This is a genomic window from Streptomyces aquilus (assembly GCF_003955715.1).
Taxonomy (GTDB): Bacteria; Actinomycetota; Actinomycetes; order Streptomycetales; family Streptomycetaceae; genus Streptomyces; species Streptomyces aquilus.
Genome location: NZ_CP034463.1, coordinates 3,546,268 through 3,571,216, shown reverse-complemented (window position 1 = coordinate 3,571,216; position 24,949 = coordinate 3,546,268). Strand labels below are relative to the sequence as shown.

The 24,949-nt window shown below is 71.5% G+C and carries 23 protein-coding genes and 1 pseudogene; 10 read left to right on the top strand and 14 right to left on the bottom strand.

From position 1 onward, the window contains the following. The first annotated feature begins 120 nt into the window (after positions 1–120). The gene (gene ppdK / locus EJC51_RS16430) at positions 121–2,841 is read left to right on the top strand and encodes a pyruvate, phosphate dikinase (RefSeq protein WP_126271773.1); all 2,721 of its coding nucleotides are present in this window, start codon (positions 121–123) and stop codon (positions 2,839–2,841) included. Between the two features lie 166 nt (positions 2,842–3,007). On the opposite strand, the gene EJC51_RS16425 is transcribed toward ppdK, so the two are convergent. The 3 genes from EJC51_RS16425 to EJC51_RS16415 all read right to left on the bottom strand — a co-directional run bounded on the left by EJC51_RS16425 (position 3,008) and on the right by EJC51_RS16415 (position 5,154). After that, positions 3,008–3,418: an excalibur calcium-binding domain-containing protein gene (locus EJC51_RS16425; RefSeq protein ID WP_126271772.1), complete on the bottom strand. Its 411-nt coding sequence runs from the start codon at positions 3,416–3,418 to the stop codon at positions 3,008–3,010. Positions 3,419–3,606: 188 nt separating this feature from the next. Then, positions 3,607–3,777, bottom strand: a complete 171-nt coding sequence (locus EJC51_RS49570; protein ID WP_165951147.1) for an excalibur calcium-binding domain-containing protein — start codon at positions 3,775–3,777, stop codon at positions 3,607–3,609. A 216-nt stretch (positions 3,778–3,993) separates the two neighbouring features. Next, complete coding sequence (locus EJC51_RS16415; protein WP_126271771.1) at positions 3,994–5,154, bottom strand: alkaline phosphatase PhoX; 1,161 nt, start codon at positions 5,152–5,154, stop codon at positions 3,994–3,996. Positions 5,155–5,341: 187 nt separating this feature from the next. Here EJC51_RS16415 and EJC51_RS16410 point away from each other — a divergent pair, with 187 nt between their 5' ends. Both EJC51_RS16410 and EJC51_RS16405 read left to right on the top strand, forming a co-directional pair. After that, positions 5,342–6,268 (top strand): oxidoreductase, encoded by a 927-nt coding sequence (locus tag EJC51_RS16410; protein WP_126271770.1) that lies wholly within the window; start codon positions 5,342–5,344, stop codon positions 6,266–6,268. A gap of 33 nt (positions 6,269–6,301) precedes the next feature. Then, the gene (locus EJC51_RS16405) at positions 6,302–6,745 is read left to right on the top strand and encodes a hypothetical protein (protein WP_126271769.1); all 444 of its coding nucleotides are present in this window, start codon (positions 6,302–6,304) and stop codon (positions 6,743–6,745) included. A 10-nt stretch (positions 6,746–6,755) separates the two neighbouring features. On the opposite strand, the gene EJC51_RS16400 is transcribed toward EJC51_RS16405, so the two are convergent. The 5 genes from EJC51_RS16400 to EJC51_RS16380 all read right to left on the bottom strand — a co-directional run bounded on the left by EJC51_RS16400 (position 6,756) and on the right by EJC51_RS16380 (position 12,400). Further along, positions 6,756–7,526: an SDR family NAD(P)-dependent oxidoreductase gene (locus tag EJC51_RS16400; RefSeq protein ID WP_126271768.1), complete on the bottom strand. Its 771-nt coding sequence runs from the start codon at positions 7,524–7,526 to the stop codon at positions 6,756–6,758. 62 nt (positions 7,527–7,588) lie between these two features. After that, positions 7,589–8,170, bottom strand: a complete 582-nt coding sequence (locus EJC51_RS16395; protein ID WP_126271767.1) for a TetR/AcrR family transcriptional regulator — start codon at positions 8,168–8,170, stop codon at positions 7,589–7,591. Between the two features lie 53 nt (positions 8,171–8,223). Continuing rightward, positions 8,224–8,574 (bottom strand): nitrite reductase small subunit NirD, encoded by a 351-nt coding sequence (gene nirD / locus EJC51_RS16390; RefSeq protein WP_126271766.1) that lies wholly within the window; start codon positions 8,572–8,574, stop codon positions 8,224–8,226. Then, positions 8,571–11,186, bottom strand: a complete 2,616-nt coding sequence (nirB, locus tag EJC51_RS16385) for a nitrite reductase large subunit NirB (RefSeq protein WP_126271765.1) — start codon at positions 11,184–11,186, stop codon at positions 8,571–8,573. The genes nirD and nirB overlap by 4 nt, the downstream gene beginning before the upstream one ends. Next, positions 11,186–12,400: an NAD(P)/FAD-dependent oxidoreductase gene (locus tag EJC51_RS16380; protein WP_126271764.1), complete on the bottom strand. Its 1,215-nt coding sequence runs from the start codon at positions 12,398–12,400 to the stop codon at positions 11,186–11,188. Before EJC51_RS16380 ends, nirB begins: the two co-directional genes overlap by 1 nt. 196 nt (positions 12,401–12,596) lie before the next feature. Between EJC51_RS16380 and EJC51_RS49565 the strand changes: the two are divergent. Then, positions 12,597–13,566, top strand: a pseudogene (locus EJC51_RS49565) (sulfite exporter TauE/SafE family protein). Between the two features lie 15 nt (positions 13,567–13,581). Continuing rightward, positions 13,582–14,115 (top strand): chloramphenicol phosphotransferase CPT, encoded by a 534-nt coding sequence (gene cpt / locus EJC51_RS16365; RefSeq protein ID WP_126271763.1) that lies wholly within the window; start codon positions 13,582–13,584, stop codon positions 14,113–14,115. Here the strand turns inward: cpt and EJC51_RS16360 are convergent. Beyond that, positions 14,099–14,734 carry a class F sortase gene (locus EJC51_RS16360; protein WP_126271762.1) on the bottom strand — a complete coding sequence of 212 codons (636 nt, stop codon included), beginning with the start codon at positions 14,732–14,734 and terminating at the stop codon, positions 14,099–14,101. The genes cpt and EJC51_RS16360 overlap by 17 nt on opposite strands. Positions 14,735–14,842: 108 nt before the next feature. After that, complete coding sequence (locus tag EJC51_RS16355) at positions 14,843–15,364, bottom strand: hypothetical protein (protein ID WP_126271761.1); 522 nt, start codon at positions 15,362–15,364, stop codon at positions 14,843–14,845. A gap of 287 nt (positions 15,365–15,651) precedes the next feature. On the opposite strand from EJC51_RS16355, the gene EJC51_RS16350 reads away from it, so the two are divergent. Further along, a complete protein-coding gene (locus EJC51_RS16350) occupies positions 15,652–16,251 on the top strand; it encodes an NADPH-dependent FMN reductase (RefSeq protein ID WP_126271760.1) in 600 nt (199 codons plus the stop codon). A gap of 95 nt (positions 16,252–16,346) precedes the next feature. On the opposite strand, the gene EJC51_RS16345 is transcribed toward EJC51_RS16350, so the two are convergent. After that, entirely contained in the window at positions 16,347–17,078 is a 732-nt protein-coding gene (locus tag EJC51_RS16345) for a TetR/AcrR family transcriptional regulator (protein ID WP_126271759.1), read from the bottom strand. Between the two features lie 135 nt (positions 17,079–17,213). Between EJC51_RS16345 and EJC51_RS16340 the strand changes: the two genes are divergently transcribed. Together EJC51_RS16340 and EJC51_RS16335 are read left to right on the top strand one after the other, a co-directional pair. Then, positions 17,214–18,740 carry an MFS transporter gene (locus EJC51_RS16340; RefSeq protein WP_126271758.1) on the top strand — a complete coding sequence of 509 codons (1,527 nt, stop codon included), beginning with the start codon at positions 17,214–17,216 and terminating at the stop codon, positions 18,738–18,740. Positions 18,741–18,867: 127 nt separating this feature from the next. After that, positions 18,868–19,338, top strand: coding sequence for a DUF6098 family protein (locus EJC51_RS16335; RefSeq protein ID WP_126271757.1), 471 nt, complete (start codon positions 18,868–18,870; stop codon positions 19,336–19,338). 29 nt (positions 19,339–19,367) lie between these two features. Here the strand turns inward: EJC51_RS16335 and EJC51_RS16330 are convergent, their stop codons facing one another. Next, complete coding sequence (locus EJC51_RS16330; protein ID WP_126271756.1) at positions 19,368–19,691, bottom strand: helix-turn-helix transcriptional regulator; 324 nt, start codon at positions 19,689–19,691, stop codon at positions 19,368–19,370. A 128-nt stretch (positions 19,692–19,819) separates the two neighbouring features. Between EJC51_RS16330 and EJC51_RS16325 the strand changes: the two genes are divergently transcribed. Further along, positions 19,820–20,488 (top strand): STAS domain-containing protein, encoded by a 669-nt coding sequence (locus tag EJC51_RS16325; RefSeq protein ID WP_244362657.1) that lies wholly within the window; start codon positions 19,820–19,822, stop codon positions 20,486–20,488. Positions 20,489–20,566: 78 nt separating this feature from the next. On the opposite strand, the gene EJC51_RS16320 is transcribed toward EJC51_RS16325, so the two are convergent. After that, positions 20,567–22,237: a M4 family metallopeptidase gene (locus EJC51_RS16320; RefSeq protein WP_126271755.1), complete on the bottom strand. Its 1,671-nt coding sequence runs from the start codon at positions 22,235–22,237 to the stop codon at positions 20,567–20,569. 128 nt (positions 22,238–22,365) lie between these two features. Here EJC51_RS16320 and EJC51_RS16315 point away from each other — a divergent pair, with 128 nt between their 5' ends. Beyond that, positions 22,366–22,812, top strand: coding sequence for a gamma-glutamylcyclotransferase family protein (locus tag EJC51_RS16315; protein ID WP_126271754.1), 447 nt, complete (start codon positions 22,366–22,368; stop codon positions 22,810–22,812). Between the two features lie 23 nt (positions 22,813–22,835). On the opposite strand, the gene EJC51_RS16310 is transcribed toward EJC51_RS16315, so the two are convergent. Continuing rightward, positions 22,836–24,917: a molybdopterin oxidoreductase family protein gene (locus EJC51_RS16310; protein ID WP_126271753.1), complete on the bottom strand. Its 2,082-nt coding sequence runs from the start codon at positions 24,915–24,917 to the stop codon at positions 22,836–22,838. Between the last annotated feature and the right edge of the window lie 32 nt (positions 24,918–24,949).

Genomic DNA, 24,949 nt, shown 5'->3' with positions numbered 1-24,949 from the left:
CGCTGGCAGAGGGCTGGTTACGAGCACATGACGCGCAAGTGGACGTACCCATGAGCCTTCGATCTGGGTATGTTCCCCGTCGTCAGGGCAGCCACCGCGTCCTCGAGGGAGTCGAGAACCGTGTCGGAAAACAAAGAACCCCACGTAGCGAAGTTCGTCTACGACTTCACCGAGGGAAACAAGGACCTCAAGGACCTCCTCGGCGGCAAGGGCGCGAACCTCGCCGAGATGACCAACCTGGGACTCCCCGTTCCCCCCGGCTTCACCATCACGACCGAAGCCTGCAAGGTCTACCTGGAGAGCGGCGCGGAGCCGGTGGCACTGCGTGACGAGGTGAGTGCGCACCTCGACGCCCTGGAGACGCGGATGGGCAAGAAGCTCGGCCAGGCCGACAACCCGCTGCTCGTCTCGGTCCGCTCCGGCGCCAAGTTCTCCATGCCCGGCATGATGGACACGGTCCTGAACATCGGCCTCTCCGACAAGTCGGTGAAGGGCCTCGCCGAGCAGGCGGGCGACGAGCGGTTCGCCTGGGACTCCTACCGCCGCCTCATCCAGATGTTCGGCAAGACGGTCCTCGGCGTCGACGGCGAGCTCTTCGAGGAGGCCCTCGAAGCCGCGAAGGACGCCAAGAAGGTCGCGGTCGACACCGACCTGGAGGCGGCCGACCTCAAGAAGCTCGTCACCAAGTTCAAGCGGATCGTCAAGACCGAGGCCGGCCGGGACTTCCCGCAGGACCCGCGCGAGCAGATGGACCTCGCCATCGAGGCGGTCTTCAACTCCTGGAACACCGACCGCGCCAAGCTCTACCGCCGCCAGGAGCGCATCCCCGGCGACCTGGGCACGGCCGTCAACGTCTGTTCCATGGTCTTCGGCAACCTCGGCCCCGACTCCGGCACCGGCGTCGCCTTCACCCGCGACCCCGCCTCCGGCCACCAGGGCGTCTACGGCGACTACCTCCAGAACGCCCAGGGCGAGGACGTCGTCGCCGGCATCCGCAACACCGTGCCGCTCGCGGAGCTGGAGCAGATCGACAAGAAGTCGTACGACCAGCTGATGCAGATCATGGAGACGCTGGAGAACCACTACAAGGACCTCTGCGACATCGAGTTCACGATCGAGCGCGGCCAGCTGTGGATGCTCCAGACCCGCGTCGGCAAGCGGACGGCCGGTGCCGCCTTCCGTATCGCCACCCAGCTCGTGGACCAGGGCCTGATCGACGAGGCCGAGGCGCTCCAGCGGGTCACCGGCGCCCAGCTCGCCCAGCTGATGTTCCCCAAGTTCGACGAGGACGCCAAGGTCGAGCAGATCGGCCGGGGCATCGCGGCCTCGCCGGGCGCGGCGGTCGGCAAGGCGGTCTTCGACTCGTACACCGCCGTGAAGTGGTCGCGCTCGGGCGAGAAGGTCATCCTGGTCCGCCGGGAGACCAACCCCGACGACCTCGACGGCATGATCGCGGCCGAGGGCATCCTGACCTCGCGCGGCGGCAAGACCTCGCACGCGGCCGTCGTCGCGCGCGGCATGGGCAAGACCTGTGTCTGCGGCGCCGAGGAGCTGGAGGTCGACACCAAGCGGCGCCGGATGACGGTCCCGGGCGGACACGTCGTCGAGGAGGGCGACGTCATCTCCATCGACGGGTCGAGCGGCAAGGTGTACCTCGGTGAGGTGCCCGTCGTCCCCTCCCCGGTCGTGGAGTACTTCGAGGGCCGCATGCACGCGGGCGCCAACGACGCCGACGAGCTGGTCGAGGCCGTGCACCGGATCATGGCGTTCGCCGACCGCAAGCGCCGCCTGCGCGTCCGCGCCAACGCGGACAACGCCGAGGACGCGCTGCGCGCCCGTCGCTTCGGCGCGCAGGGCATCGGGCTGTGCCGTACCGAGCACATGTTCCTCGGTGAGCGCCGTGAGATGGTCGAGAAGCTGATCCTCGCCGACACCGAGGAGGAGCGGGAGTCCGCCCTGGCGGAGCTGCTGCCGTTGCAGAAGAAGGACTTCGTCGAGCTGTTCTCGGCGATGGACGGCCTCCCGGTGACGGTCCGTCTCCTGGACCCGCCGCTGCACGAGTTCCTGCCCGACATCACCGAGCTGTCGGTCCGCGTGGCCCTCGCCGAGTCCCGCCAGGAGCCGCACGAGAACGAGCTGCGGCTGCTCCAGGCGGTCCACCGCCTGCACGAGCAGAACCCGATGCTGGGCCTGCGCGGCGTCCGTCTGGGCCTGGTCATCCCCGGCCTGTTCACCATGCAGGTACGGGCGATCGCCGAGGCCGCCGCCGAGCGCAAGAACGCCAAGGGCGACCCGCGCGCCGAGATCATGATCCCGCTCGTCGGCACGGTCCAGGAGCTGGAGATCGTCCGCGAGGAGGCCGACCAGGTCATCGCGGAGGTCGAGGCGGCGACGGGCACGCAGCTCAAGCTGGCGATCGGCACGATGATCGAGCTGCCGCGGGCCGCCCTCACGGCCGGTCAGATCGCGGAGGCGGCGGAGTTCTTCAGCTTCGGCACGAACGACCTCACCCAGACGGTGTGGGGCTTCAGCCGGGACGACGTGGAGGCGAGCTTCTTCACGGCCTACCTGGAGAAGGGCATCTTCGGGGTGTCGCCGTTCGAGACGATCGACAAGGACGGCGTGGGCTCCCTGGTGAAGCTGGCCGCCGAGGCCGGCCGTGCCACCCGCCCCGACCTCAAGCTCGGCGTCTGCGGCGAGCACGGCGGCGACCCGGAGTCGGTCCACTTCTTCCACGAGGTCGGCCTGGACTACGTCTCCTGCTCCCCGTTCCGTATCCCGGTCGCCCGCCTGGAAGCGGGCCGCGCGGCCTCGGAGTCGGCGGGCAGCGACCACCGCTGACCCACCGAAGACGCCGGAGTCGTCGTCCGTCCCCGACCCTCAACACCGATGGGCGGCGACTCCGGATCACCAAGAAGGGGCGGGACCCTGTGCGGGGGTTCCGCCCCTTCGGCCTGCGCGGGGGCGGCCCTCCGCCGGCCTGTGCGGGGGCCCTCCTTCGGCCCTTCTACGGGCGGTCCGCCGGAGCCCGGCGCCTGCGGGCCGCCAGCAGGACCCCGCTGCCGGCGGCCAGGGCGACCACGCTGCCGGCCGCGAGGTACGGGGTGGTGTCGGTGCCGCCGGTCTCGGCGAGATCCTCGCCGGCCTGCTCCCCGGCTGTCCCGTCGTTGTCGGTCGCATCGTCGTCGGCGGGGACGAAGTCCGCGGGTGGCCGGTCGCAGCCGACGCCGTCGCCGTCCCGGTCCAGATGGGTGCCGTAATGCTCGTCGCCCTTTTCGATGTTCGCGTATCCGGCGGCGTAGGCGTCGGTGCAGTTCGCGAACGGGTGGTCGCCGTCGTGGGCCGAGGCGGCCGACGGGAGTACGGCCAGGGCCAGCGCGGCGGCGACGAGGGCGCCGGGCTTGCGGAGCAGCTTCACTGCGGGTCCTTCCGGGGGTCGTGCGGACAGGTCGTGCCGATGTCCGGACGCGTGATCAAGAAGTGACGGTCGGTCAGATACGAGGTGACGAACCTATTGAGGGACCGCATGTGTGGAGGCGGTATGAAGGACCCGTGATACGAACGTGACGTGACCGGGCGGTAACTCTCGGCGAGCCTGGCGCCGGATCAACTGTCGCAGGCGACGCCGTCGTTGTCGCGGTCCAGGTGGGAGGCATAGCCGGGCTCGCCGCGATGGATGGGAGCGGCGCCGGCGGCACGGGCTTCGCTGCAGTTGGCGTAGTAGACGCTGCCGGAGTCGTCGCCCGAGTCTGAACCGGAGCCGGATCCGGTGTTCACCTCGGCCCGCGCCGATGCCGACGCCGACGAAGAGGGCGAGCGCGAGAGCGGGCAGCACGTACCGCTTCCGGGCCCACTTGGGTGCGGGGCCGGAAGCGGACGGCGTGGTGTACGGGTTGGTCATGGCGTCCCCCAGAGGTGCTGTGTGAGGGGATGGCCGTATGGCCGCACCTTTGTTTGTGAAGGTGAAGTGTTCAACCCGTGACCAATGTGCGGCTACGCCCGGAACGGTCCCGTCACTTCGTACGTGATGCCGCCCGACGAGCTTCCCGTCGTGCCCCGCTGGCTGGAGAAGTACAGGCGGGTGCCGTCCGGGGAGAAGGCCGGGCCCGTGATCTCCGAGGACGACTGGCCGTCGATGCGGAGGAAGGGGGCGACGATGTCGTCCGGGGTGATCAGGCAGATCTCCATGGTGCCGCCGTCCTCGGCGACGAAGAGGTCGCCGGAGGAGGAGCCGGTGACGTTGTCGACACCGGTGAGCGGGGCCGTGCCGGAGGTGACCAGGGAGTCGTCGTACGCCAACTCGTAGGTGTCTGACGTCAGGTTGAGCTGCCAGACGCGGTTGTCGCCCTTGGTCGTGAACCAGACCTTGTCGTCGGCGTAGTGGCAACCCTCGCCGCCGTTGAAGGACTTGGAGCCGGAGACCTGGGTGCGGGTGGTCGTGGGGGAGCCGTCGGGGTCGGGGACCGTCGTCCAGGTGTAGGAGCCGGAGGTGGCCGTGCCCGCCACCAGCACCTGGAGCGTGCCGGACGACAGGTCGCCCCAAGTGGTGGGCACGAAACGGTAGAAGCGGCCGTTCGTCTCGTCCTCGGTCAGATAGATCACCTTGCGCACCGGGTCCGCGGCCGCCGCCTCGTGCTTGAAGCGGCCCATCGCCGGCCGCTGCACCGCCGCGTTCACCCCCCACGGGTCCGTCTCGTGGACGAACCCCCGGTCCACCTCCTCGCAGGACAGCCAGGTGTTCCACGGCGTCCTGCCGCCCGCGCAGTTCTGCCGGGTGCCGGACAGGATGCGGTACGCGCCCGTGATCGCGCCGGTGGAGGAGAACTTCACCGCGCTCGCGCCGCCGCTCGGGTTGATCTCCGAGTTGGAGACGTAGATCCAGCCCGCGCCGTCCGCGTAGCAGGCGCCGCCGTCCGGGGCGCTGTGCCAGGCGTACGACGTCCCGCTCACCGTCTGCCCCGAGCGGGCGATGACCCGGCTGCTGAAACCGGCGGGCAGCCGGATGCCGTTGGCGTCCGGCGAGCCGAGCGCCCCGTAGGGGCCGGTGCCGGGCTGGGCGGGGGCGGCGTATGCGGCACCGTGCCACAGGGAGCCGCCGAAGGCGGCGGAGGCCCCGCCGACGACGGTCGCACGGAGGAAGGTACGACGTTCCACGCTCACTCCACAGGGGTGTCGTGACAGCCCCGCCACCGGTCGGCGGCGGGGTCGCGCGGTGTCGGACCCTAGGGGCATGGGATTGACGTGTCATGGACAAGGCGTGAATCGGGCGTACGGCTCGCGTGACCAGGAGTGCCCCCGCTCATAGGCTGGGGCTTCCGTCATCGGTGGAGGGAGGCCGGCCATGTCCGGCTGGAGCGCGCGGGACATCCCCGACCAGAGCGGGCGCACGGCCGTGGTCACCGGCGCCAACAGCGGCCTCGGGTACGTCACCGCACGGGAGCTGGCCCGCGCGGGCGCCCGGGTGGTGCTCGCCTGCCGCAGCGAGGCCCGCGGCACCGAGGCCGGGGACCGGCTCGTCACCGAAGTGCCGGGCGCCGACGTGGAGTTCGCCCGGCTCGACCTCGGGGACCTCGCCTCCGTACGGGACTTCGCGCGCGGCTTCCCGTACGACCGCCTCGACCTGCTCGTCAACAACGCGGGCGTGATGGCGCTGCCGTACGGCACCACGGCGGACGGGTTCGAGACGCAGTTCGGCGTCAACCACCTCGGGCACTTCGCCCTCACCGGGCTGCTGCTGGCCGCGCTCCTCGACACTCCCGGTGCCCGGGTGGTGACCGTCTCCAGCGAGGCGCACGCGCTGGCCAACATCGACCTCCGCGACCTCAACAGCGAGCGCAGGTACCGGCGTTGGGTCGCGTACGCCCGCTCCAAGACCGCCAACCTGCTCTTCACCCACGAGCTGGCCCGCCGGCTCGCCCGGCACGGGGCGGACGTCGTGGCCGCCGCGGCCCATCCGGGGTACGCCGCGACCAACCTCCAGGAAGCCGGGCCGCGGATGGCCGGGCGGCGGTTCGTCGAGCGGTTCATGGCGGTCGGCAACAGGTTCTTCGCCCAGTCCGCGGAGGGCGGCGCCCTGCCCACGCTGTACGCGGCCACCGCCCCCGACGTCCCGCCCGACTCCTTCACCGGCCCCTCCCTCGCGGGCTGGCGCGGCGCACCCGGACCGTCCTGGCGGGCCCCCTGGACGGTGAACGACCGGGCGGGTGAACTGCTTTGGGGCGCATCCGAACAGCTCACCGGGGTGACCTACGAAGGGCTGAAAGCCTGAGCCGCCGCCTCCTCGGCCGTTAATGTCACGCCCATGCGCGAAGACCTGCCCCAGATACTCGCGGACCATCCCCGCAACGCCGCACTGCTGGCCTTCCTGCGGGCACAGGGCTGCGCGCCCAGCGGACCGCACGACTACGCGCTGGGCGCATGGCAGTTGCACACGCATCCCGATCTCATGGACCGGCTGGCCGAGCTGGGGCTGGGTGCGCCCTTGCATGCCGCCTACGGCGTTCCCCTCCTGGCCCGCGAGGGCGTCGCGGCCGTCGCCGCCACGGGAACGAGCAGGCTGCTCCTGCGTCTTCCCGTGGCACCGGCCGACCTCGAACCCTCCACGCCGGTTCCCGGCCTGGACCGCGACGGATGGTGGGCCGTCGACGCCTGGCAGAGCGAGCTGACCACGGTCGAAGGGGACCACCGGCTCCTGACGGCCGTCGATCGGGCGCTGGTCCACGCCCGCGCCCTCGTCGGCAGGTGACGCCGTCGGCTCAGGCCGTCGCGCCGCTGTCCACCACCAGGTCCGTGCCCACCACCGAGGACGCGTCGTCCGAGGCCAGGTAGAGGACCGCCGCGGCGATCTCGTCCGTGCCGGAGATGCGGCCCAACGGCAGGGTGTCGGCGGCCCGTCGGGTACGCTCCGCCTCCGTCTCGCCCGGGCGCAGCGACATCGGCGTCTCCACCGCGCCGGGGCTGACCGCGTTGATCCGGACGCCGTCGCGGATGTGGTCCAGGGCGGCGCCTCGGGTGAGCACCGAGACGGCCGCCTTGGTGGCGGAGTAGGCGGCGGCCCCCGGGTGGCGGGCGTGGACGCCGAAGATCGAGGCGATGTTGACGATCGCGCCGCCCGAGGGCTGGGTGCGCATCTGGCGGACCTCCGCCTGGAGGGCGAGGAAGACGCCGGTGACGTTGGCGCCGAGCTGCTCGTGCCAGTCGGCCTCCGGGAGGTCGGCGAGCGGCTGTCCGCCGCGGAAGACGCCGGCGTTGTTCACGGCCACGTCGAGCGAGCCGAACCGGTCCACGGCGGCGGCCACGAGGGCCTGGACGTCGGCCGCGTCGGTGACGTCCGCGGTGACCGCCAGGGCCTTGCCGCCCGCCTCCTCGATCAGCCGTACGGTCTCCTCCAGCGGCTCCCGGCGGCGTCCGGCCACGACGACCTGCGCGCCCTCCGCGGCGAGTGCCAGGGCGATCGTGCGGCCGATCCCCGAGCCGGCGCCGGTGACGAGAGCGGTCTTGTCGGTGAAGCGGGTCCTGGCGGTCATGATCTCCCCTTATTCTTGACCGATCGGTTTATTATTCAGGCAAATAAAAAAGGCGGCGGACCTCAGTCCAGCAGCGCCAGCGCCTGTTCCGCCGCGTCCCGCACCCGGGCGGGGTCGGGCGAGGCCTTGCCCACGACCTTGAGGCCCTGGAGCAGTACCAGCAGCATGCGCGCGAGAGTCAACGGGTCGCGGCCCTCGGGCAGTTCGCCCTGTGCCTGCGCGCGGACCAGGCCCGAGTGCAGGACCGTCTCCAGGTGGTCCCAGTTCCGCTCGACCTGACGGGCCGCCGCCGGGTCGTGCGGGGCCAGCTCGGCCGCCGTGTTGGTGATGAAACAGCCGTTCAGGCGCAGGTTCTCGGCGGTGGCCTCGTCGGCGTAGCGCCGGACGAGCGCGCGGACGGCCGGCAGCACCGGGCCCGGCCGGGACAACTCCCCGAGCAGGTCCGGCAGTCGTTCCTCGTAGCGCTTCAGCGCCTTCAGGTACAGCTCGTGCTTGTTGCCGAAGGTCGCGTAGATGCTGGCGCGGCCGACGCCGAGGTGCTCGACGAGGTCGGCCATCGACGTCGCCTCGTAGCCGCGCCGCCAGAACAGCTCCAGAGCTGCCTGCAACGCGGCCTCGGGGTCGAACTCCTTGGTCCTGGCCATGGGGAGCAGCCTAGGACTTTCGGGAACGGTCGGTCAAGAAACGGTCCGGGACCTCAAGCGGCCCGCACCTGGTATGTGGTGATCCGTACCGTCTCGTCGTCCAGGCATTCCCCGGTCTCCAGGTCGAAGCGCTGCTTCAGCAGGGGCGAGGCCACGAAGGGCCGTCCCCGGAGGGAGCCGGTCAGGCCGCGGGAGAGGACCGCCGCGCCACCGAACGGGTCGCGGTTGTCGATGGCGTACAGCTTGCCCGCGCGGTCGCGGAACAGGGCCACCTGGCGGCCGTCGGGCAGCAGGGCCGCGACGCCGCGCCCCGGCAGCAGCACGTTCAGGTCGCAGACCGTGAACCAGCTGTCGCCGAGCTGGAGTTGGATCTTGAGGTCGGTGGTCTCGGGTGCCAGGGTCATCGCTGGGCGGTTCCTTCCAGGACGTCTTCAGCGGGGCGCATGCCGATGGACAGCAGCGGCAGGTCGGGCTTGATCTGGTCGCGCTCGGGGACGAAGCCGACGACCGGGTCGGGGGTGTCGGGGGCGTTCACGAAGGACACGAACCGGGCGAGCTTCTCGGGGTCGTTGATGGTGTCGGCCCACTCGTCGCGGTAGTGCGCGACGTGGTTGGCCATCAGGCTCTCCAGCTCCTCGCAGATGCCGAGGGAGTCCTCGACGACCACGTCACGGACGTGGTCCAGGCCGCCGGGGATGCGCTCCAGCCAGGTCGAGGTGCGCTCCAGGCGGTCGGCGGTGCGGATGTAGAACATCAGGAACCGGTCGATGAGCTTGATGAGTTCGGCGTCGGAGAGGTCCTGCGCGAGGAGGTCGGCGTGGCGCGGGGTGGCGCCGCCGTTGCCGCCGACGTACAGGTTCCAGCCGCCGGAGGTGGCGATGATGCCGAAGTCCTTCGACTGGGCCTCGGCGCACTCGCGGGCGCAGCCCGAGACCGCCGACTTCAGCTTGTGCGGGGAGCGCAGGCCCCGGTAGCGCAGCTCCAGGTCGATCGCCATGCGGACCGAGTCCTGGACGCCGTAGCGGCACCAGGTCTGGCCGACGCAGGACTTCACCGTGCGCAGGGACTTGCCGTACGCGTGGCCGGACTCGAAGCCGGCGTCCACCAACCTCGTCCAGATCAAAGGGAGTTGTTCGACGCGGGCGCCGAACATGTCGATCCGCTGGCCGCCGGTGATCTTCGTGTAGAGGCCGAAGTCGCGGGCGATCTCGCCGATGACGATCAGGCCCTCCGGGGTGATCTCGCCGCCGGGGATGCGCGGGACGACCGAGTAGGAGCCGTTCTTCTGGAGGTTGGCGAGGAAGTGGTCGTTGCTGTCCTGGAGGGCGGCCTGCTCGCCGTCGAGGACATAGACGTCGGCGCCGATCGTCGGGGCGAGGGAGGCGATGATCGAGGCGACCGCCGGCTTGCAGATCTCGCAGCCGTCGCCGCCCCGGGCCTCGTCGCGGCCGTACCGGTCGAGGAGGTCCTGGTAGGTGTTGATGCGCAGGGCGAGGACGATCTCGTACAGCTCCTCGCGGGTCTGTCCGAAGCAGCCGCACAGGCCCTTGTCGACCTCGACGCCGGACGCCTCCAGCTCGGCGTTGACCAGCTGGCCGAGCACCTTGACGCAACTGCCGCAGGTCGTACCGGCCTTGGTGCACTTCTTCACCTCGGGCACGGTGGTGCACTGGTGGTCGGTGACCGCGGCGCGGATGGTGCCCTTGCGGACGTTGTTGCAGGAGCAGATGATCGCGTCGTCCGGCAGGGCGGTAGGGCCGAGCTGCACCGACTCACCGGCACCGGCGGGCAGCACCAGCGACTCGGGGGAGACCGGCGGGATGGAGCCGGTGAACGCCTTCAGCGTGCCGTAGGCCTCCGCGTCGCCGACCAGGATGCCGCCGAGCAGCGTGCCGTCGCGGCCGATGACCAGCTTCTTGTACAGGCCCGCGCGGGAGTCGGAGTAGACGACGTCCAGGCAGCCCTCGGTCGTGCCGTGCGCGTCGCCGAAGGAGGCGACGTCCACGCCGAGCAGCTTCAGCTTGGTCGACAAGTCGGCGCCGACGAAAGCCGCTTCGTCCGACGCGATGGTCGCGGCGGCCGTCTCGGCCTGCTCGTAACCGGGGGCGACCAGGCCGTACACCCGGCCGTCGGCGGCCAGCGCGCACTCGCCGATCGCGAAGACGCTCGGGTCGCTGACCGTGCGGCACTGCTCGTCGACGGTGATGCCGCCGCGCTCGCCTACCGTGAGACCGCAGTCGCGGGCCAGCTGGTCGCGGGGGCGGACACCGGCGCTGAACACCACCAGGTCGGTGGCGAGTTCGGAGCCGTCGGACAGCTTCATGCCGGTGACCGCGCCGGACGCGTCGACCACGATCTCCTGGGTGCCGACACCGGTGTGGACGCTCAGGCCCATCTCCTCGATGGTCCGAAGCAGGGCCGCGCCACCGCCCTCGTCCACCTGCACCGGCATCAGGCGCGGCGCGAACTCCACGATGTGGGAGGTCAGTCCGAGCCCCTTCAGTGCCCCGGCGGCCTCGAGTCCCAGCAGACCGCCGCCGACCACGGCACCCGTCGTCGAGTTCTTGGCGTACTCCTCGATCGCGAGGAGGTCCTCGATCGTGCGGTAGACGAAGCAGCCGGTGGCGTCCTTGTTCGGGACCGGCGGGACGAACGGGAAGGAGCCGGTGGCGAGGACGAGGACGTCGTAGGCGAAGACCTGGCCGGACCGCGCGGTGACCCGCTTCGCGTCGCGGTCGATCGTCTCGGCCGGGTCGCCGACGTACAGCTCGATACCGTGCGTCTCGATGAACTCCAGGTCCGTCAGGGACAGGTCCTCCGGCGTCCTGCCCGAGAAGTACGAGGTGAGTGCGACGCGGTCATAGGCCGGGCGCGGCTCCTCGCACAGCACGACCACGCGGTGCGTGGCGGTCAGGCCGCGCTCGGCGAGGGCCTCCAGGAAGCGCTGGCCGACCATGCCGTGGCCGACGAGGACGATCGTGGGGGTGGCCTCCGTGGCCTCCGGGCTGGCGGTCATCAGGAGCCTCCATCGTTGGTGAGCAGGTGGAGCAGGGGGCCGTCGTCGGGGAGCGGCTCTGCTCCCTCCCAGGCGCGGGCGAGCGCGCCGACGGTGCCGAGTTCGCCGACGAGGACCCCGCCGACCAGGCGGTCGTCGCGGACGACGACCTTGCGGTAGGTGCCGCGGGTGGCGTCCGTGAGCTGGACGACGTCGTCCCCCGGCCGCGGCTCGGTCTCGCCGAACGCGGCGAGGTCGAAGGGGGAGTTCGGGTCGGTCAGCGTCAGCCGGGTCAGGGAACGGGTGCCGGTGTAGCGGGCGTTCGTCCGGCCGGCGAGCAACTCGGCGAGCACGTCGGCCTGTTCGAGGGCCGGGGTGGCCAGCCCGTACAGCACTCCGTCGTGCTGGGCGCAGTCGCCGATGGCGTGGATGTGCGGGTCGGAGGTGCGCAGTTCGTCGTCGACGACGATGCCCTTGCGGATCTCCAGACCGGCGTTCCAGGCCAGGCCCGCGCGCGGGTGGACGCCGCAGGCCAGGACCACGAGGTCGGCGTCGAGGGCGTAGCCGTCGGACATCTCGACCGAGCGGACCGCGCCGCCGACGACCCGGACGTCCCGCACCCGGCACTCGGTGTGGATCTCCACGCCGAGGTCCTTCAGGTGCCGCTGGACCAGCTTCGAGGCGCTCGGGTCGAGCTGGCGCTCCATGAGCCGCTCGCCCTGCTGGGCGAGGACCACCTGGGCGCCGCGCTGGGCGAGCGCCCGGGCGGCGGAGACGCCGAGCAGTCCGCCGCCGATCACGACCGCCTTCACGCCCGGCCGGACCTGCTTCGACAGGCCCAGGCAGTCGTCCATGGTGCGGAAGGCGTGGACGCCCTCCGGGAGGACGTGGTCCCGGTTGAACAGGCCGCGCAGCGGCGGCAGCACCGGGTTGGAACCGGTCGCCAGGACCAGTGTGTCGTATGCGATCTTCGAGCCGTCCGCGCACTCGACGGTCCGGGCCGCGCGGTCGATGCCGGTGACCCGGGCGCGGGTGAGCCGCGCCGGCGCGGGCAGCGCGATCACGTCGGGGCTGTAGCGCCCGGCCAGCACTTCGGCGAGGAGCACCCGGTTGTACGGGTGGTGCTCCTCCTCGCCGATCAGTGTCACGGGCGTGCCGAGCTCGCCGAGCCGCCGGGCGAGACGGACGCCCGCGAGGCCGGCGCCGATCACCACCACACGCGTATTCGAGGTCATGTCCAGGAGCCTGCGGTGCCGGTGTTACCCGACCGCATCGCGTCTGTTTCCCGCGAGGAACGCTGCGCTCCCCACTGCCGGGGTGCGGATGTGAGGGTTCGGGACGGGCGTCGGGGGTGCGTTGTGAGGAGCTCGGAGCCTGGGCACGGCCCAGGTGATTGGACGCTGCACGTATCCCGTTCATAAGGTCGCGCTCATGCCCGACATACCCCTGGCCACCGTCGTCGTCCTGTGCCTCGCGGCCCTGGCGGCCGGCTGGATCGACGCCGTGGTCGGCGGCGGAGGCCTGCTTCTGCTCCCGGCCCTCCTCCTCGGCCTCCCGCCCGGCACGCCGGCCGCGCACGCCCTCGGCACCAACAAGGCGGTGGCCATCGTCGGTACGTCGGGGGCGGCGGTGACGTACGCGCGCAAAGCGCCGGTCGACGTGAGCCTTGCCGTCCGTATCGGCCTGGCCGCCCTCGCGGGTTCCTCGGCGGGCGCGTTCTTCGCGGCCGGCATGAGCACGGAGGTGCTCAAGCCGGTGATCATGGTGGTGCTGGTCGGGGTGGGGACCTTCGTCATCCTGCGCCCCGCGTTCGGCACGGCACCCGCGACCGGCCCGGCCACCCGCCGCCAGGTCCTAGGGTCTGTCCGGCGGATCATGCCGCAGACGCGGGGCTTGGCACGCCGATCTGCCGCGTTGTCGTCGGTTGCCGACGCTCCGCGTCGCCGCCCTCCTCCGCCTTGCAGCTCGACGCACCAAGCCCCGCTCACCTGCGCTAATAAGGCGCCGCCGCTTTCCTGCGACCTGATCCGCCGGACAGACCCTAGCCGCGATCGGCCTCGCGGGCCTCGGCATCGGCTTCTACGACGGCCTGATCGGCCCCGGCACCGGCACCTTCCTGGTCCTCGCCCTCACCGCGGTCCTCCACCTCGACCTCGTCACCGCGTCCGCCACCGCGAAGATCGTCAACTGCTGTACCAACGCCGGCGCGCTCGCGATGTTCGCCTGGCAGGGCGCCGTGCTCTGGCAACTGGCCGCGCTCATGGCCGTGTTCAACCTCGCGGGCGGCACGCTGGGCGCGCACACCGCGCTGAAGAAGGGCAGTGGGTTCGTCCGGGTCGTGCTGCTGACGGTGGTGTTCGCGCTGGTGGCGAAAATGGCGTGGGAGCAGTGGGTGGCCTGACGTTACGGTGACCGCATGGCGACCCAGGTGATCGTGCTCAACGGCGGTTCCAGCTCCGGCAAGTCCGGGATCGCGCGGTGTCTTCAGACGGTGCTGCCGGACCCGTGGCTGACCTTCGGGGTCGACTCGCTGATCGAGGCGATGCCCGGCGAGGGGGTCGGTATCGAGTTCGCCGCCGACGGCGGGGTGGACGTCGGCCCCGAGTTCATGGCCCTCGAAGCGGCCTGGGCCCGCGGGATCGCCGCGATGGCACACTCCGGCGCCCGGCTGATCATCGACGACGTGTTCCTCGGCGGCGCGGCGACACAGGAGCGCTGGCGCCGGGTCCTCGACGGCCTCGACGTGCTGTGGGTCGGCGTCCGCTGCGAGGCGGCGGTGGCCGCGGGCCGTGAGATCGCCCGTGGAGACCGGGTGCGGGGGATGGCGGAGCAGCAGGCGGAGCTGGTCCACCGGGGCGTGGTCTACGACGTCGAGGTCGACACCGCGCACGCCGAGTCGCTGGAGTGCGCCCGCACCATCGCCAAGGCCGTGGTCAGCGGCTCCCCGTGAGGTGCGCGAAGACGACCACGTTCCCCTGGTAGCCGGTCGCGCGTGAGTAGCCGCCGCCGCAGGTGATCACCCGCAGCTCGGGGCGGCGGGCCGCGCCGTACACCTTCGCGTCGGGGAAGTCGTCGGCGTCGTAGACCTCGACGGAGTCGACGGAGAACACGGCCGTGGTGCCGTCGCGGCGTTCCGTCTCGATGCTGCTGCCCTTCTTCAGGGCGCCGAGGTCGTAGAAGACGGCGGGGCCGTCGGCGTTGTCGACGTGCCCGGCGATGATCGCGGTGCCGGTCTCACCGGGGGTCGTGCCGGCCTCGTACCAGCCGGCGAGGTTCTTCTTCGCGGCCGGCGGGACGTCGAGGCTGCCGGTCGGGGTGAGCCCGAGGCCCATCAGGGGGGCGTCCACCCGGATCGAGGGGATGCGGATGCGGTCGGGCGGCGAGGGCGGCAGCGGGGGTGCCGAGCGCGGGTCGGTGTGACCGGCGCGGGCCTCGGACGCGGCCGGCTGCGGCGGCGCGTGCCTCTCGGCGCCGCTGCGCAGCAGCCATGCGCCCGTGCACAGGGCGACCAGGGTGACGGCCGCTATGACGACGTTGCCGGCCCGGCCGGCCCTGCTGAAGCTGCGCACAACGAGCCTCCTGGACGGTGGACCCGCCCCCCTCCGGGCCGCGAGGGGCGTCGGACCCGGAGGGGGAGGGACATGCGGTACCGGCGGACGGACAGCGGAGGGTGTCCGTCAGATCCCGTCGCCTCTCGCCCGGCGATGCAGGAGCCAGGTACCGCCCGCGGCGGCGACGGCGAGAGCCGCCACGCCGGCCGCGGTCTGCACGGGGTCGGGGCCCAGAGCGCCACCGACCCCCGTCTTCACACTTCCTCGGGGATACACCTGCTGCCGCGTCGACGTCATCGTGATCACGAGGTCCCCAGTGACCCGTTTCCCGCCCTCCGCGCAGCTCGCGACGATCTCGTACGTCCCCGGCTGCGCGCTCTCCGGCACCTCGAACTGCCCGATCGCGTCCTGCTCGTGGGTGCTCGGCGCGAGCGTGAACCGCCCGGCGCCGACCGCGCTCGCGTCGCCCTCCGCCGTGGCGTCGTCGCCGCAGGCCGCCGTGTTGACCGTGACCTGCCCGCCCGGCGCCACCGAGGAGGGGTACACCTCCAGGGTGCCGGCACCGGCGGCGTGCACCGGTGCGGTTGCCAGACCGGCGGCCGCGGCGGCGAGCGCGGTGCCGGTGAGCAGACGGGCGGTACGGCGCATCGGGTGCTCCTTCGAGCGATTCGGTGTCCCCTGCCCTTCCGAGGTAAGTGGCAGCGGGCCGCGCGCGCTTCCTGAGGGTGTGTCAGAAATACGGTGAATGGGTGTCAGATCGGCGTGAAGGGGGCTCGATCGCCCGGAGTTTCAGCAGGTCACCGCCGTACGGCAGGGGGGCGCGGAAGAGAACCCGAAGGGCGCAGAGCGCGCGTGCGACCGGGTGACCCGCCGCTCGCGGCGACTCGTGGCGACGACTTGACCTCGACCAAACTTGAGGTATCAGCCTGTACTGCATGCCCATCACAGACACGCTCATCTCCGACGCCCCGCTCCACGTCACCCTCGTCGTCGGCAGCAACCGGCACGGCCGGTTCGGCCCGGTGGTCGCCGACTGGCTCCTCGGCCGGATGCGCGACCGCGACGACCTGATCCCGGAGGTCGTCGACGTGGCCGACGTCCACCTCCCCACCAGCCTGACCCCGACCCCCGAGGCCACCGCGGCCCTCGCCGACGTCACCCCGAAGCTGGAGGGCGCCGAGGCCTTCGTCGTCCTCACCCCCGAGTACAACCACTCCTTCCCGGCCGGTCTGAAGAACCTCGTCGACTGGCACTACGCGGAGTGGCGCGCCAAGCCGGTCGGTCTTGTCTCGTACGGCGGCATGGCGGGCGGCCTGCGAGCGGCCGAGCATCTGAGGCAGGTCTTTGCGGAACTGCACGCCGTGACGGTCCGGGACACGGTGTCCTTCCACAACGCGGGCGCGTCCTTCGACGACACCGGCCGCCTGAAGGACCCGTCGGGGCCGGACGCGGCGGCGAAGACGATGCTGGATCAGTTGGTGTGGTGGGGGAGGGGGTTGAGGGAGGCGAGGGCGAGGCGCCCGTACGGGGCGTAGCCCCGTCCCTTAGGGGCGCGGGGAACTGCGCGACCAGCCCCCACCGGCCGGCAGCCGCCCTACTGCACCCAGCCACCCCCCTCCTCCGTATTCGGTCACTTCGGCAGCCGCAGGGCCAGCCCGTCGAGGACGACCTCCAAGCCGTAGCGGAACTTCTCGTCGCGCACGGCGACCGGGTCGGTGATCTCGGGGGCATCGGTGTAGGAGCCGGCGAGATGCTCGTGCCCGGCGGCGGCCTGCTGCGCGGCGGGCATGAGGCGGGCGATGAAGCCGGCCTCGGTCTCGCCGGAGCGGGCGACGGTGGTGAGCCAGGCGGCCTCGGTGGTGCTCATGCCGATGACGTACGACAGCACGGTGTCGATGGCGCGGCTCGGCTCCGGGAAACCGGCCGCCGTGAACAGCGCGGCGAGCCGCTCGGAGTAGCTCATGAGGTTCGGGCCGAGATAGGCGAGGCCCGCCTGGCCGAGGACCGAGGACAGCCAGGGGTGCCGCAGGGCGGTGGCCCGGAACCCGGCGGCGGCCTCGCCGACGGCGGCCCGCCACTGGGCGCCGTCCTGGAGCTCCGGTACGCGGATCTCGGCGGCGACCTCGTCCACGGCGAGCTCCATCAGCTCGTCCTTGGTCGCGACATGCCGGTACAGCGAGGTCGCGCCGGCGTTGAGGCGGGCGCCCAGCTTGCGCATGCTCAGCGCCTCGATGCCGTCGCTGTCGAGCATCGCGACCGCCTCCCGCACGATCGCCTCCCGGCTGAGGGCCGGCTGGTCGGGGGTGCGCTGCTCCCGGGCCCATACGGAGGGGAGGGGGGCGGGCTTGGCCTTGGGGGGCATGGGGGCTCCTCGGCTGCGATGCGTACGTCGTGCGCAACCAGCGTACAGAGGTCATGGGTTGCGCACACTGTTCCGCTCTGCGTACAGTGTTCGCACCGAAGGAACAGTGTTCGCAGCAGTGAGGGGATGTTGGCGATGGAACCGCGTGATCCGCGTCGTTGGTGGATTCTGATCGTGCTCTGCCTGAGCACGCTGGTGCTGACGGTCGACAGCATGGCGCTGACCGTCGCCGTGCCGTCGATGGCCGAGGACCTGGGCGCGAGCGCCCGCGACACCCAGTGGATCCTCGACTCCTACATCCTGGTCTTCGCCGGACTGCTGCTGACCTCCGGCAGCCTGGGCGACCGCTTCGGCCGCCGGAAGGTCATGCTGATCGGGCTCCTGCTCTTCGGGGCGGCGTCACTGGCGGCGACCTTGTGCACCAGCCCGGGCGAGGTCATCGCGGTCAGGGTGGCGATGGGCGTGGGCGGAGCGTTGATCATGCCGTCGACGCTCTCGATCCTCATCACCGTCTTCGACGAGGACGAACGCGGCAAGGCGATGGCGGCCTGGGGCTCGGTGTCGATGCTGGGCCTGGTGGGCAGCCCGGTCCTCGGCGGCGTCCTGATCGACCACTTCTCCTGGCACTCGATCTTCTTCATCAACGTGCCGATCGTGGTGCTGGCCCTGATCGCCGGGGTCGTGCTGATGCCGGAGTCGAAGGCGCCGTGGCAGAAGGCCGACCCGCTGGGCGCGGTGCTGTCGGCGGCCGGGATGACGGCCCTGGTGTGGTGGATCATCGAGCTGCCGCTGCACGGCGCCCTCGGCGGCAGTCAGACGCTCACCCTGATGACCGCGCTCGGGGCCCTGGCCGGCTTCGTCGTGTGGGAGAACGTCAGCAAGGCCCCGATGGTCCCGCTCGTCCTCTTCAAGCACCGCAACTTCAGCGGCGGTTCGCTCTCCCTGGCACTGGTACAGATCGGCAACGGCGGCCTGCTGCTGGTCCTGACCCAGTACCTCCAGTTCGTCCTCGGCTACTCGCCGATCAAGGCGGGCCTGGCGTTCCTGCCGCTCGCGCTCGCCGCGCTCGCCGGCAACGGCCTGGGCGTGAAGCTGGCGGCGAGGATCGGCAACCGGTTCGTGATCCTGGCGGGGATGCTGGTGATGGTGGCGTGCTTCGCGCTGCTGACGACAGTGGACGCGGCGTCCGGCTTCACCGTCCCGGCGGTGGCCCTCGGGCTGCTGGGCCTGGGCGCGGGACTGGCGATGCCGGCCGCGGTGGGCGCCCTGATGGGCACGATCCCGGCCGACAAGGCGGGCGTCGGCTCGGCCCTCAACGACACGATCCAGCAGGCGGGCACGGCACTCGGCATCGCCATCCTGGGCTCGCTCCTCTCCAGCGGCTACACGGCGAAGATGCCGGCCGGCGCCCCCGAGGCGGCCCGCCACTCGATCGCCGGCGCGGCGACCCTGGGTGACGCGAACCTGCTGCGCACGGCCCGGGAGGCCTTCACCTCCTCGATGTCGACGACCTTCACGGTCAGCGCGATCGGCGTCCTGGCGGCGGCCCTGCTGGCGGTCCTGGTCATGCGGGACGGCAAGGAGGGGCCGGTGCCCGCGGCGCAGGAGAAGAAGAAGGAGAAGGAGAAGGAGAAGGAGAAGGAGGCTGAGCTCGCGGCCTGAGGTGAGATCGAGGGGGGCCGGTTCCCGGGAGGGGCCGGCCTTCCTCGCCGTCTGCGTGGTGCCAGGGTTCGTTTCCGTGTCCCTCCGGGTACCCGGGACGCGTGTGTATGCCGAGGAGAGACCGCGGATGACCGCGCCGGACAGGCCGACGACCGGCGCGGACGTGCTGCCCGTCCTGCGCAGCCTGAAGGAAGTGGCCGAGCTGGTGGAGCGCGACGAACGGCTGTTCGTCCGCTGGTCGCGCGGGCCGGACGCCGATGTGGAGGAGACCGCCGCCAGCACCGACGACCTCACCGGGTTGAGCATGCCGGGCCTGTCCGCCAACCCGCTCCACGTCGAGCCCTGGTGGCAGGACCGTTCGACGGAGCTGTGGGTGGCGCGTCGGCTGTACGACTACTCGCATCTGCCGCGCGAGAAGGGACCCGGCGTACGCCCGTGGATTCTGGTCGGCCGGGAGGTGGGCCGCGGCCCCGACAACGAACCCCTCGTCCGGGACGTGGAACCCGTCGGCTGGATCGACGAGGACGTCATCGGACAGGCGGAACGGGAGGTCGCCGAGCAGGCGGCGCGCTGGGGGCCGCTACGGCGTGAACGGTGAGGCGGCGCCGGTGGCGGGCGCCACCGGCCTCATCCCTCGGCCGGTTCCCGCCGGGCCTCATGGTTGGCCAGCAGGTTCAGGAGCTCCGCCACGGTCAGTCCCGACTCCGCAGGGTGACGCAGGATCGTCCCCGGCTGGATGCGGTACGTGTTCGATCTGCCCTCGCGCGTGTGGGTCAGATACCCGTCGCTCTCCAGATCCGAAATGATCTTCTGGACGGCGCGCTCGGTGAGATGACAGCGGGCCGCGATGTCGCGGATGCGGGTGGTGTGGTCCTCCGCGATGGCTGCCAGCACACGGGCGTGACTGGTCAGGAAGGTCCACCCCGAGTGTGGTTCCGGCACTTCTCCCATGGGTCAAGCGTATGGCCTCTTGTTCGTGAAAACAAAAGAACGAATTAAATTTCCGGTATCTCTTGACGTGTGAAGGAGTGGTGCGGAAGCTGGAAGCGGAGCGAGCGGACTCGACAAGGACGGCGGAAATGCACGCACCGACGGCGGCCGACGAGACCGCCCTGGACCTGACCATGGACGTGCCCTCCCCGGGCGGCCATGTACGCGTGACGATCCGCGGCGAGCTCGACCTCAGCGCCGTCCCGGCACTGGAGCGAGCGCTGCGGAAGGCCGTCGCACGCGCCACCCGGGGCGTGGACCTGGACCTGAGCGGTACGGCTTTCTGCGACTGCGCGGGTCTCAACGCCCTGCTGGCCGCCCGGCGGCACGCGCTGGAGCGCGGCAGAACGTTCACCATCCGATCCGCCGGCCCCGCGGTACGGCGCCTGCTGACCGCGACCGGCACCTGGCCACTGTTCACACCGGGGGAGCACGCCCTGAACCACGACGAGCAGGCACTGCGCAACGAGGTCGTCCAGCTGCGCCGCGCCATGCAGACGCGGCCCGCCATCGACCAGGCGCGAGGCATCCTGATGGCGACGTTCGCGCTCAGCCCCGAGGACGCCTGGGACGTTCTGGTCAGGATCTCCCAGAACACCAACACCAAGCTGCACGTGCTCGCGGGCCGGCTGGTGGGCACGGCACAGGACGGAGGGCTCCCCGAGGGCCTGCGACAACAGGTGACGGCGGTGCTGGCGACCCTGCCCGCGTCCTCCGACGCCGAGGAGCCCTCGCCGGGGGCGGGGGCGGCGCCATGAGGTGAGCGGACCGGCGGTGCGGTGGCGGAGCCCGATCAGGCCCGCCACCGCACCGCCGCGCTCACATCCGTGCGCCGATCAGCCGACGTTCACCGCGCTCCACGCCGCGGCCACCGCGTTGTACTCCGCGCTCCCCGTCCCGTACAGGTCCTTCGCCGCGTTCAGCGTCGCCGTCCGCGCGCCCGCGTAGTTCGTCGACGAGGTCATGTAGACGGTCAGCGCCCGGTACCAGATGGCACCCACCTTGTCCCGTCCGATCCCCGACACCGAACTGCCGTTGCAGGTCGGCGAGTTGTAGCTGACGCCGTTGACCGTCTTCGCCCCGCTGCCCTCGGACAGCAGATAGAAGAAGTGGTTCGCGACGCCCGACGAGTAGTGGACGTCCAGGTTCCCGACCGAGGAGCTCCAGCAGTCGGCCGAGTTGCCGTCCTTCGACGGCTTGTCCATGTAGCGCAGCGCGTCCCGCCCGAAGCCGGACCGGACGATCTTCTCGCCGATCAGGTAGTCCCCGGGGTCGGAGGAGTTCGCGGCGTAGAACTCCACCAGCGTGCCGAAGATGTCGGACGTCGCCTCGTTGAGCCCGCCGGACTCGCCCGAGTACGTCAGCGCCGCCGTCTTCGACGTCACCCCGTGCGACATCTCGTGCCCCGCCACGTCCAGCGACACCAGCGGGCCGAGCTGCGTCCCGTCACCGTCGCCGTAGGTCATGCAGAAGCAACTGTCGTCCCAGAAGGCGTTGTTGTAGCTGTTGCCGTAGTGGACGCGGTTGTACGACCCCTTGCCGTCCCCGCCGATGCCGTTCCGCCCGTGGACGTTCTTGTAGTAGTCCCAGGTGACGTCGGTGCCGTACTGCGCGTCGACCGCGGCCGTCGCCCGGTCCGAAGTCGCCCCGGTGCCCCAGTGGTTGTCGGCGTCGGTGAAGAGCGTCGCCGGGGCACGGCTGATGCAGATGCCGAAGATGCACAGGTCGGTCTTGTTCGCCGCGTCACCGGTGTACGTGTTCCCGCGCGTGGGGTCCTTGAGCTGGTACGTCGACCCCGACAGCGTCGTCTGCAACGGCACCGTCCCGCCGTACAGCGACTTGCCGTCGCCCGAGGCACTCTCCAGGGAGTCCCAGGCGTCGATCTGCGCCCCGGTCCCCGCGTCGGTCAGCACCACGCGCGCGACCGGGTTGCCCCGCTCGTCCTGGGCCACGGCCTCGGTGCGCCAGGCCAGCTTGGGCGTACCGTGCAGGGCGTCGACGACCAGCTGCGGCTTGGCGGTCAGCTTCTTCAGCGTCTCGCCGAGGTTGGCGGCGCGCAGCGCGTTCGCGGCGAGGTCGGCGGCCTTCGGCGCGGACAGGGCGGGCGTCGTGCGGGAGAGCGAGATCGCCTTCTTCGTCGCCCGGTTGACGCCCTCGTACGACCCGTCCGGCGCCAGGTGGACGACGAAGTCGCCGCCCAGCACCGGCAGGTTGCGGTAGGTGCGGTCGTAACGGACGTGCTGGGTGCCGTCCTTGTCGACGACGACGTCCCGCACCTTGGTCTGCTGCGCGGACGTCAGACCCAGCGCGGAGGCCCGCTCGGCCAGCACCGAGGCCGCGTTGTCGAGGGCGGTGGCCCGGGTCGGTCTGTCGGCCGCGTCGGCGGCGGGGACGAGTGCGGCCGCGAGCAGAGCGGTGGTGGTGGCGGCCACGCCGGCCGCGGCGAGCCGGGAGCTCCTCAGGGAGGGGAGGGAGCGGACAGGGCGGACTGAGCGTATTCGGCTCATCTGTCTCCTCAGGAAGGCGCCTTGGGGCGCGTGGGGGAGGCGCTCGTGCTGGAGGAGATTCAAAGGGCACAGGCCTGTCATGTCCATACCGCGTCTGTGCCGGTGTGTGTGGAGAGAGAATCGTTTCTGTGAGCCTCACGCCCTTCCTCGCCCCCTCGCCCCCGCCCGCCCTCCCGTTCTTCGTCTACGGCACCCTCCGCCCAGGTGAGCCCAACCACGACCACTTCCTGCGCGGCCGTACGAGGGCCGAGGAACCGGCCCGCCTGCACGGCGCGGCCCTGTACGACGGCCCCGGATACCCGTACGCCGTGGAGGAGCCCGGCGTCGTCCGCGGCGACCTCGTCACCGCCCGCCCCGAGGAGTACGCCGCCCTGCTCGTCGCCCTCGACCGCCTGGAGGAGTACGCCCCCGGCGACCCCCGCAACCTCTACGAACGGGTCGAGCGCGAGGTGGTCCGGGAGGCCGACGGGACGCCGGTGCGGGCCTGGGTGTACGTCGCCGCCCCCGCGGTGGCCCACCGACTGCGCCTCCAGGGCAGCCGCATCGAGACCGGCGACTGGCTCACCCTGCGCTGAGGCCCGGGCCGCCCGCTACGGCCTCAGGGCTCGACCGTCTCCAGCCGCACCGCGCACGTCTTGAACTCCGGCATCCGCGAGGTCGGGTCGAGCGCCGGGTTGGTGAGGGTGTTGGCGCGGCCCTCGCCGGGCCAGTGGAAGGGCATGAACACCGTGTCGGGGCGGATGCCGGTGGTGATCCGGGCCGGCGCCACCGCCCGGCCGCGCCGGGACACGACCGCCACCGGGTCGCCCTCGGCCGCGCCGAGCCGGGCCGCGAGCCGCGGGTGCAGCTCCACGAACGGACCGGGCGCGGCGGCGTTCAGCTCGTCGACCCGGCGGGTCTGGGCGCCGGACTGGTACTGGGCGACGACCCGGCCGGTGGTCAGCAGCACCGGGTACTCGTCGTCCGGCTCCTCCGCCGACGGCCGGTGCGAGACCGGCACGAAGCGGGCGCGGCCGTCGTCGGTGGCGAAGCGGTCGAGGAAGAGCCGGGGGGTGCCGGGGTGTGCGTCACTGTCCTGGGTGGGACAGGGCCAGAACACCCCGTTCTCCTCCGCCAGCCGGCGGTAGGTGATCCCGGAGTAGTCGGCCGGCCCGCCCGCGCTGGCCCGGCGCAGCTCCTCGAAGACCTCCTCGGGGTCGGTCGGGAAGCCCTTCTCCACGCCGAGCCGGTCGGCGAGTTCGTGCAGGACCTCCAGGTCGCTGCGGACGCTCTCGGGCGGGGTGATCGCCTGCCGGCGCAGCAGCACCCTGCCCTCCAGGTTGGTCGTGGTCCCCGTCTCCTCGGCCCACTGGGTGACCGGCAGGACGACATCGGCGAGCGCGGCCGTCTCCGACAGCACGACATCGCACACGGCAAGGAAATCAAGGGACTTGATGCGCTCCTCGATGTGCGCGGCCCGCGGCGCCGACACCACCGGGTTGGAGCCCATCAGGAGCAGGGACTTGATGTCCTGGCCGAGTGCGTCGAGGAGTTCGTAGGCGCTGCGTCCCGGTCCGGGGAGCGCGTCGGGGTCGACGCCCCACACCTCGGCGACATGCCGTCGCGCGGCCGGGTCGTCGAGCTTGCGGTAGCCGGGCAACTGGTCGGCCTTCTGGCCGTGTTCACGTCCGCCCTGCCCGTTACCCTGCCCGGTGAGGCAGCCGTACCCGGACAGCGGCCTGCCCGCCCGCCCGGTCGCCAGGCAGAGGTTGATCCACGCGCCCACGGTGTCGGTGCCCTTGGACTGCTGCTCGGGTCCGCGCGCGGTCAGCACCATCGCGGCCTCCGGCTCGCAGAACATCCGCACGGCTTCCCGGAGCCGGGGCACCGGTACGCCGGTGATCCGCTCCACGTACTCCGGCCAGTGCGCCATCGCGGCGGCCCGCGCGTCCTCCCAGCCGGCGGTGCGCTCGGCGACGTACGCCTCGTCGACCCGCCCCTCGGCGACGATCAGGTGCAACAGGCCCAGCGCCAGGGCGAGATCGGTGCCGGGGCGCGGCATCAGATGCAGGTCGGCCTGGTCGGCCGTCTTCGTCCGGCGCGGGTCGACGACGATCAGGGTGCCGCCGTTCTCCTTCAGCTCGGTGAAAAAGCGCAGCGAGGGCGGCATGGTCTCGGCGAGGTTGGAGCCGACGAGGATCACACAGCCCGTCTTCGGGATGTCCTCCAGCGGGAACGGCAGCCCGCGGTCCAGGCCGAACGCCTTGATGCCGCCGGCCGCGGCGGAGGACATGCAGAAGCGGCCGTTGTAGTCGATCTGCGAGGTGCCGAGGACGACCCGGGCGAACTTGCCCAGCGTGTACGCCTTCTCGTTCGTCAGGCCGCCCCCGCCGAACACCCCGCACGCGTCCGGACCATGTTCCGCACGCGTACGCCGCAGCCCCTCGGCGATCCGGTCCAGCGCCTCGTCCCACGTCGCGGGCACCAGCGTGCCCCCGGAGCGCACCAACGGGGAGGTCAGGCGGACGCTCGACGAGAGCACCGCGGGCGCTGTCCGGCCCTTGCCGCACAGCGCCCCCCGGTTCACCGGGAAGTCCGCGCGCTCGGTCACTTCCACGCCCCCGTCCGGGACGGGCGTGAGATTCATCCCGCACTGCAGGGCGCAGTAGGGGCAGTGGGTGGGCGTCGCGGTGTTCTGCATGCCCTTCAGCGTGCTTCCGCCGTGTTACGGGC

Excerpts from the sequence above, each read along its gene's own strand:
- EJC51_RS16310 (WP_126271753.1), bottom strand. The coding sequence starts at position 24,917 with ATGCAGAACACCGCGACGCCCACCCACTGCCCCTACTGCGCCCTGCAG.
- EJC51_RS16320 (WP_126271755.1), bottom strand. The coding sequence starts at position 22,237 with ATGAGCCGAATACGCTCAGTCCGCCCTGTCCGCTCCCTCCCCTCCCTG.
- EJC51_RS16330 (WP_126271756.1), bottom strand. The coding sequence starts at position 19,691 with ATGGGAGAAGTGCCGGAACCACACTCGGGGTGGACCTTCCTGACCAGT.
- EJC51_RS16325 (WP_244362657.1), top strand. The coding sequence starts at position 19,820 with ATGCACGCACCGACGGCGGCCGACGAGACCGCCCTGGACCTGACCATG.
- EJC51_RS16355 (WP_126271761.1), bottom strand. The coding sequence starts at position 15,364 with ATGCGCCGTACCGCCCGTCTGCTCACCGGCACCGCGCTCGCCGCCGCG.
- EJC51_RS16405 (WP_126271769.1), top strand. The coding sequence starts at position 6,302 with ATGCGCGAAGACCTGCCCCAGATACTCGCGGACCATCCCCGCAACGCC.
- EJC51_RS16350 (WP_126271760.1), top strand. The coding sequence starts at position 15,652 with ATGCCCATCACAGACACGCTCATCTCCGACGCCCCGCTCCACGTCACC.
- EJC51_RS16400 (WP_126271768.1), bottom strand. The coding sequence starts at position 7,526 with ATGACCGCCAGGACCCGCTTCACCGACAAGACCGCTCTCGTCACCGGC.
- cpt (WP_126271763.1), top strand. The coding sequence starts at position 13,582 with ATGGCGACCCAGGTGATCGTGCTCAACGGCGGTTCCAGCTCCGGCAAG.
- nirB (WP_126271765.1), bottom strand. The coding sequence starts at position 11,186 with ATGACCGCCAGCCCGGAGGCCACGGAGGCCACCCCCACGATCGTCCTC.
- EJC51_RS16380 (WP_126271764.1), bottom strand. The coding sequence starts at position 12,400 with ATGACCTCGAATACGCGTGTGGTGGTGATCGGCGCCGGCCTCGCGGGC.
- EJC51_RS16410 (WP_126271770.1), top strand. The coding sequence starts at position 5,342 with ATGTCCGGCTGGAGCGCGCGGGACATCCCCGACCAGAGCGGGCGCACG.
- EJC51_RS16335 (WP_126271757.1), top strand. The coding sequence starts at position 18,868 with ATGACCGCGCCGGACAGGCCGACGACCGGCGCGGACGTGCTGCCCGTC.
- EJC51_RS16340 (WP_126271758.1), top strand. The coding sequence starts at position 17,214 with ATGGAACCGCGTGATCCGCGTCGTTGGTGGATTCTGATCGTGCTCTGC.
- EJC51_RS16345 (WP_126271759.1), bottom strand. The coding sequence starts at position 17,078 with ATGCCCCCCAAGGCCAAGCCCGCCCCCCTCCCCTCCGTATGGGCCCGG.
- EJC51_RS16395 (WP_126271767.1), bottom strand. The coding sequence starts at position 8,170 with ATGGCCAGGACCAAGGAGTTCGACCCCGAGGCCGCGTTGCAGGCAGCT.
- nirD (WP_126271766.1), bottom strand. The coding sequence starts at position 8,574 with ATGACCCTGGCACCCGAGACCACCGACCTCAAGATCCAACTCCAGCTC.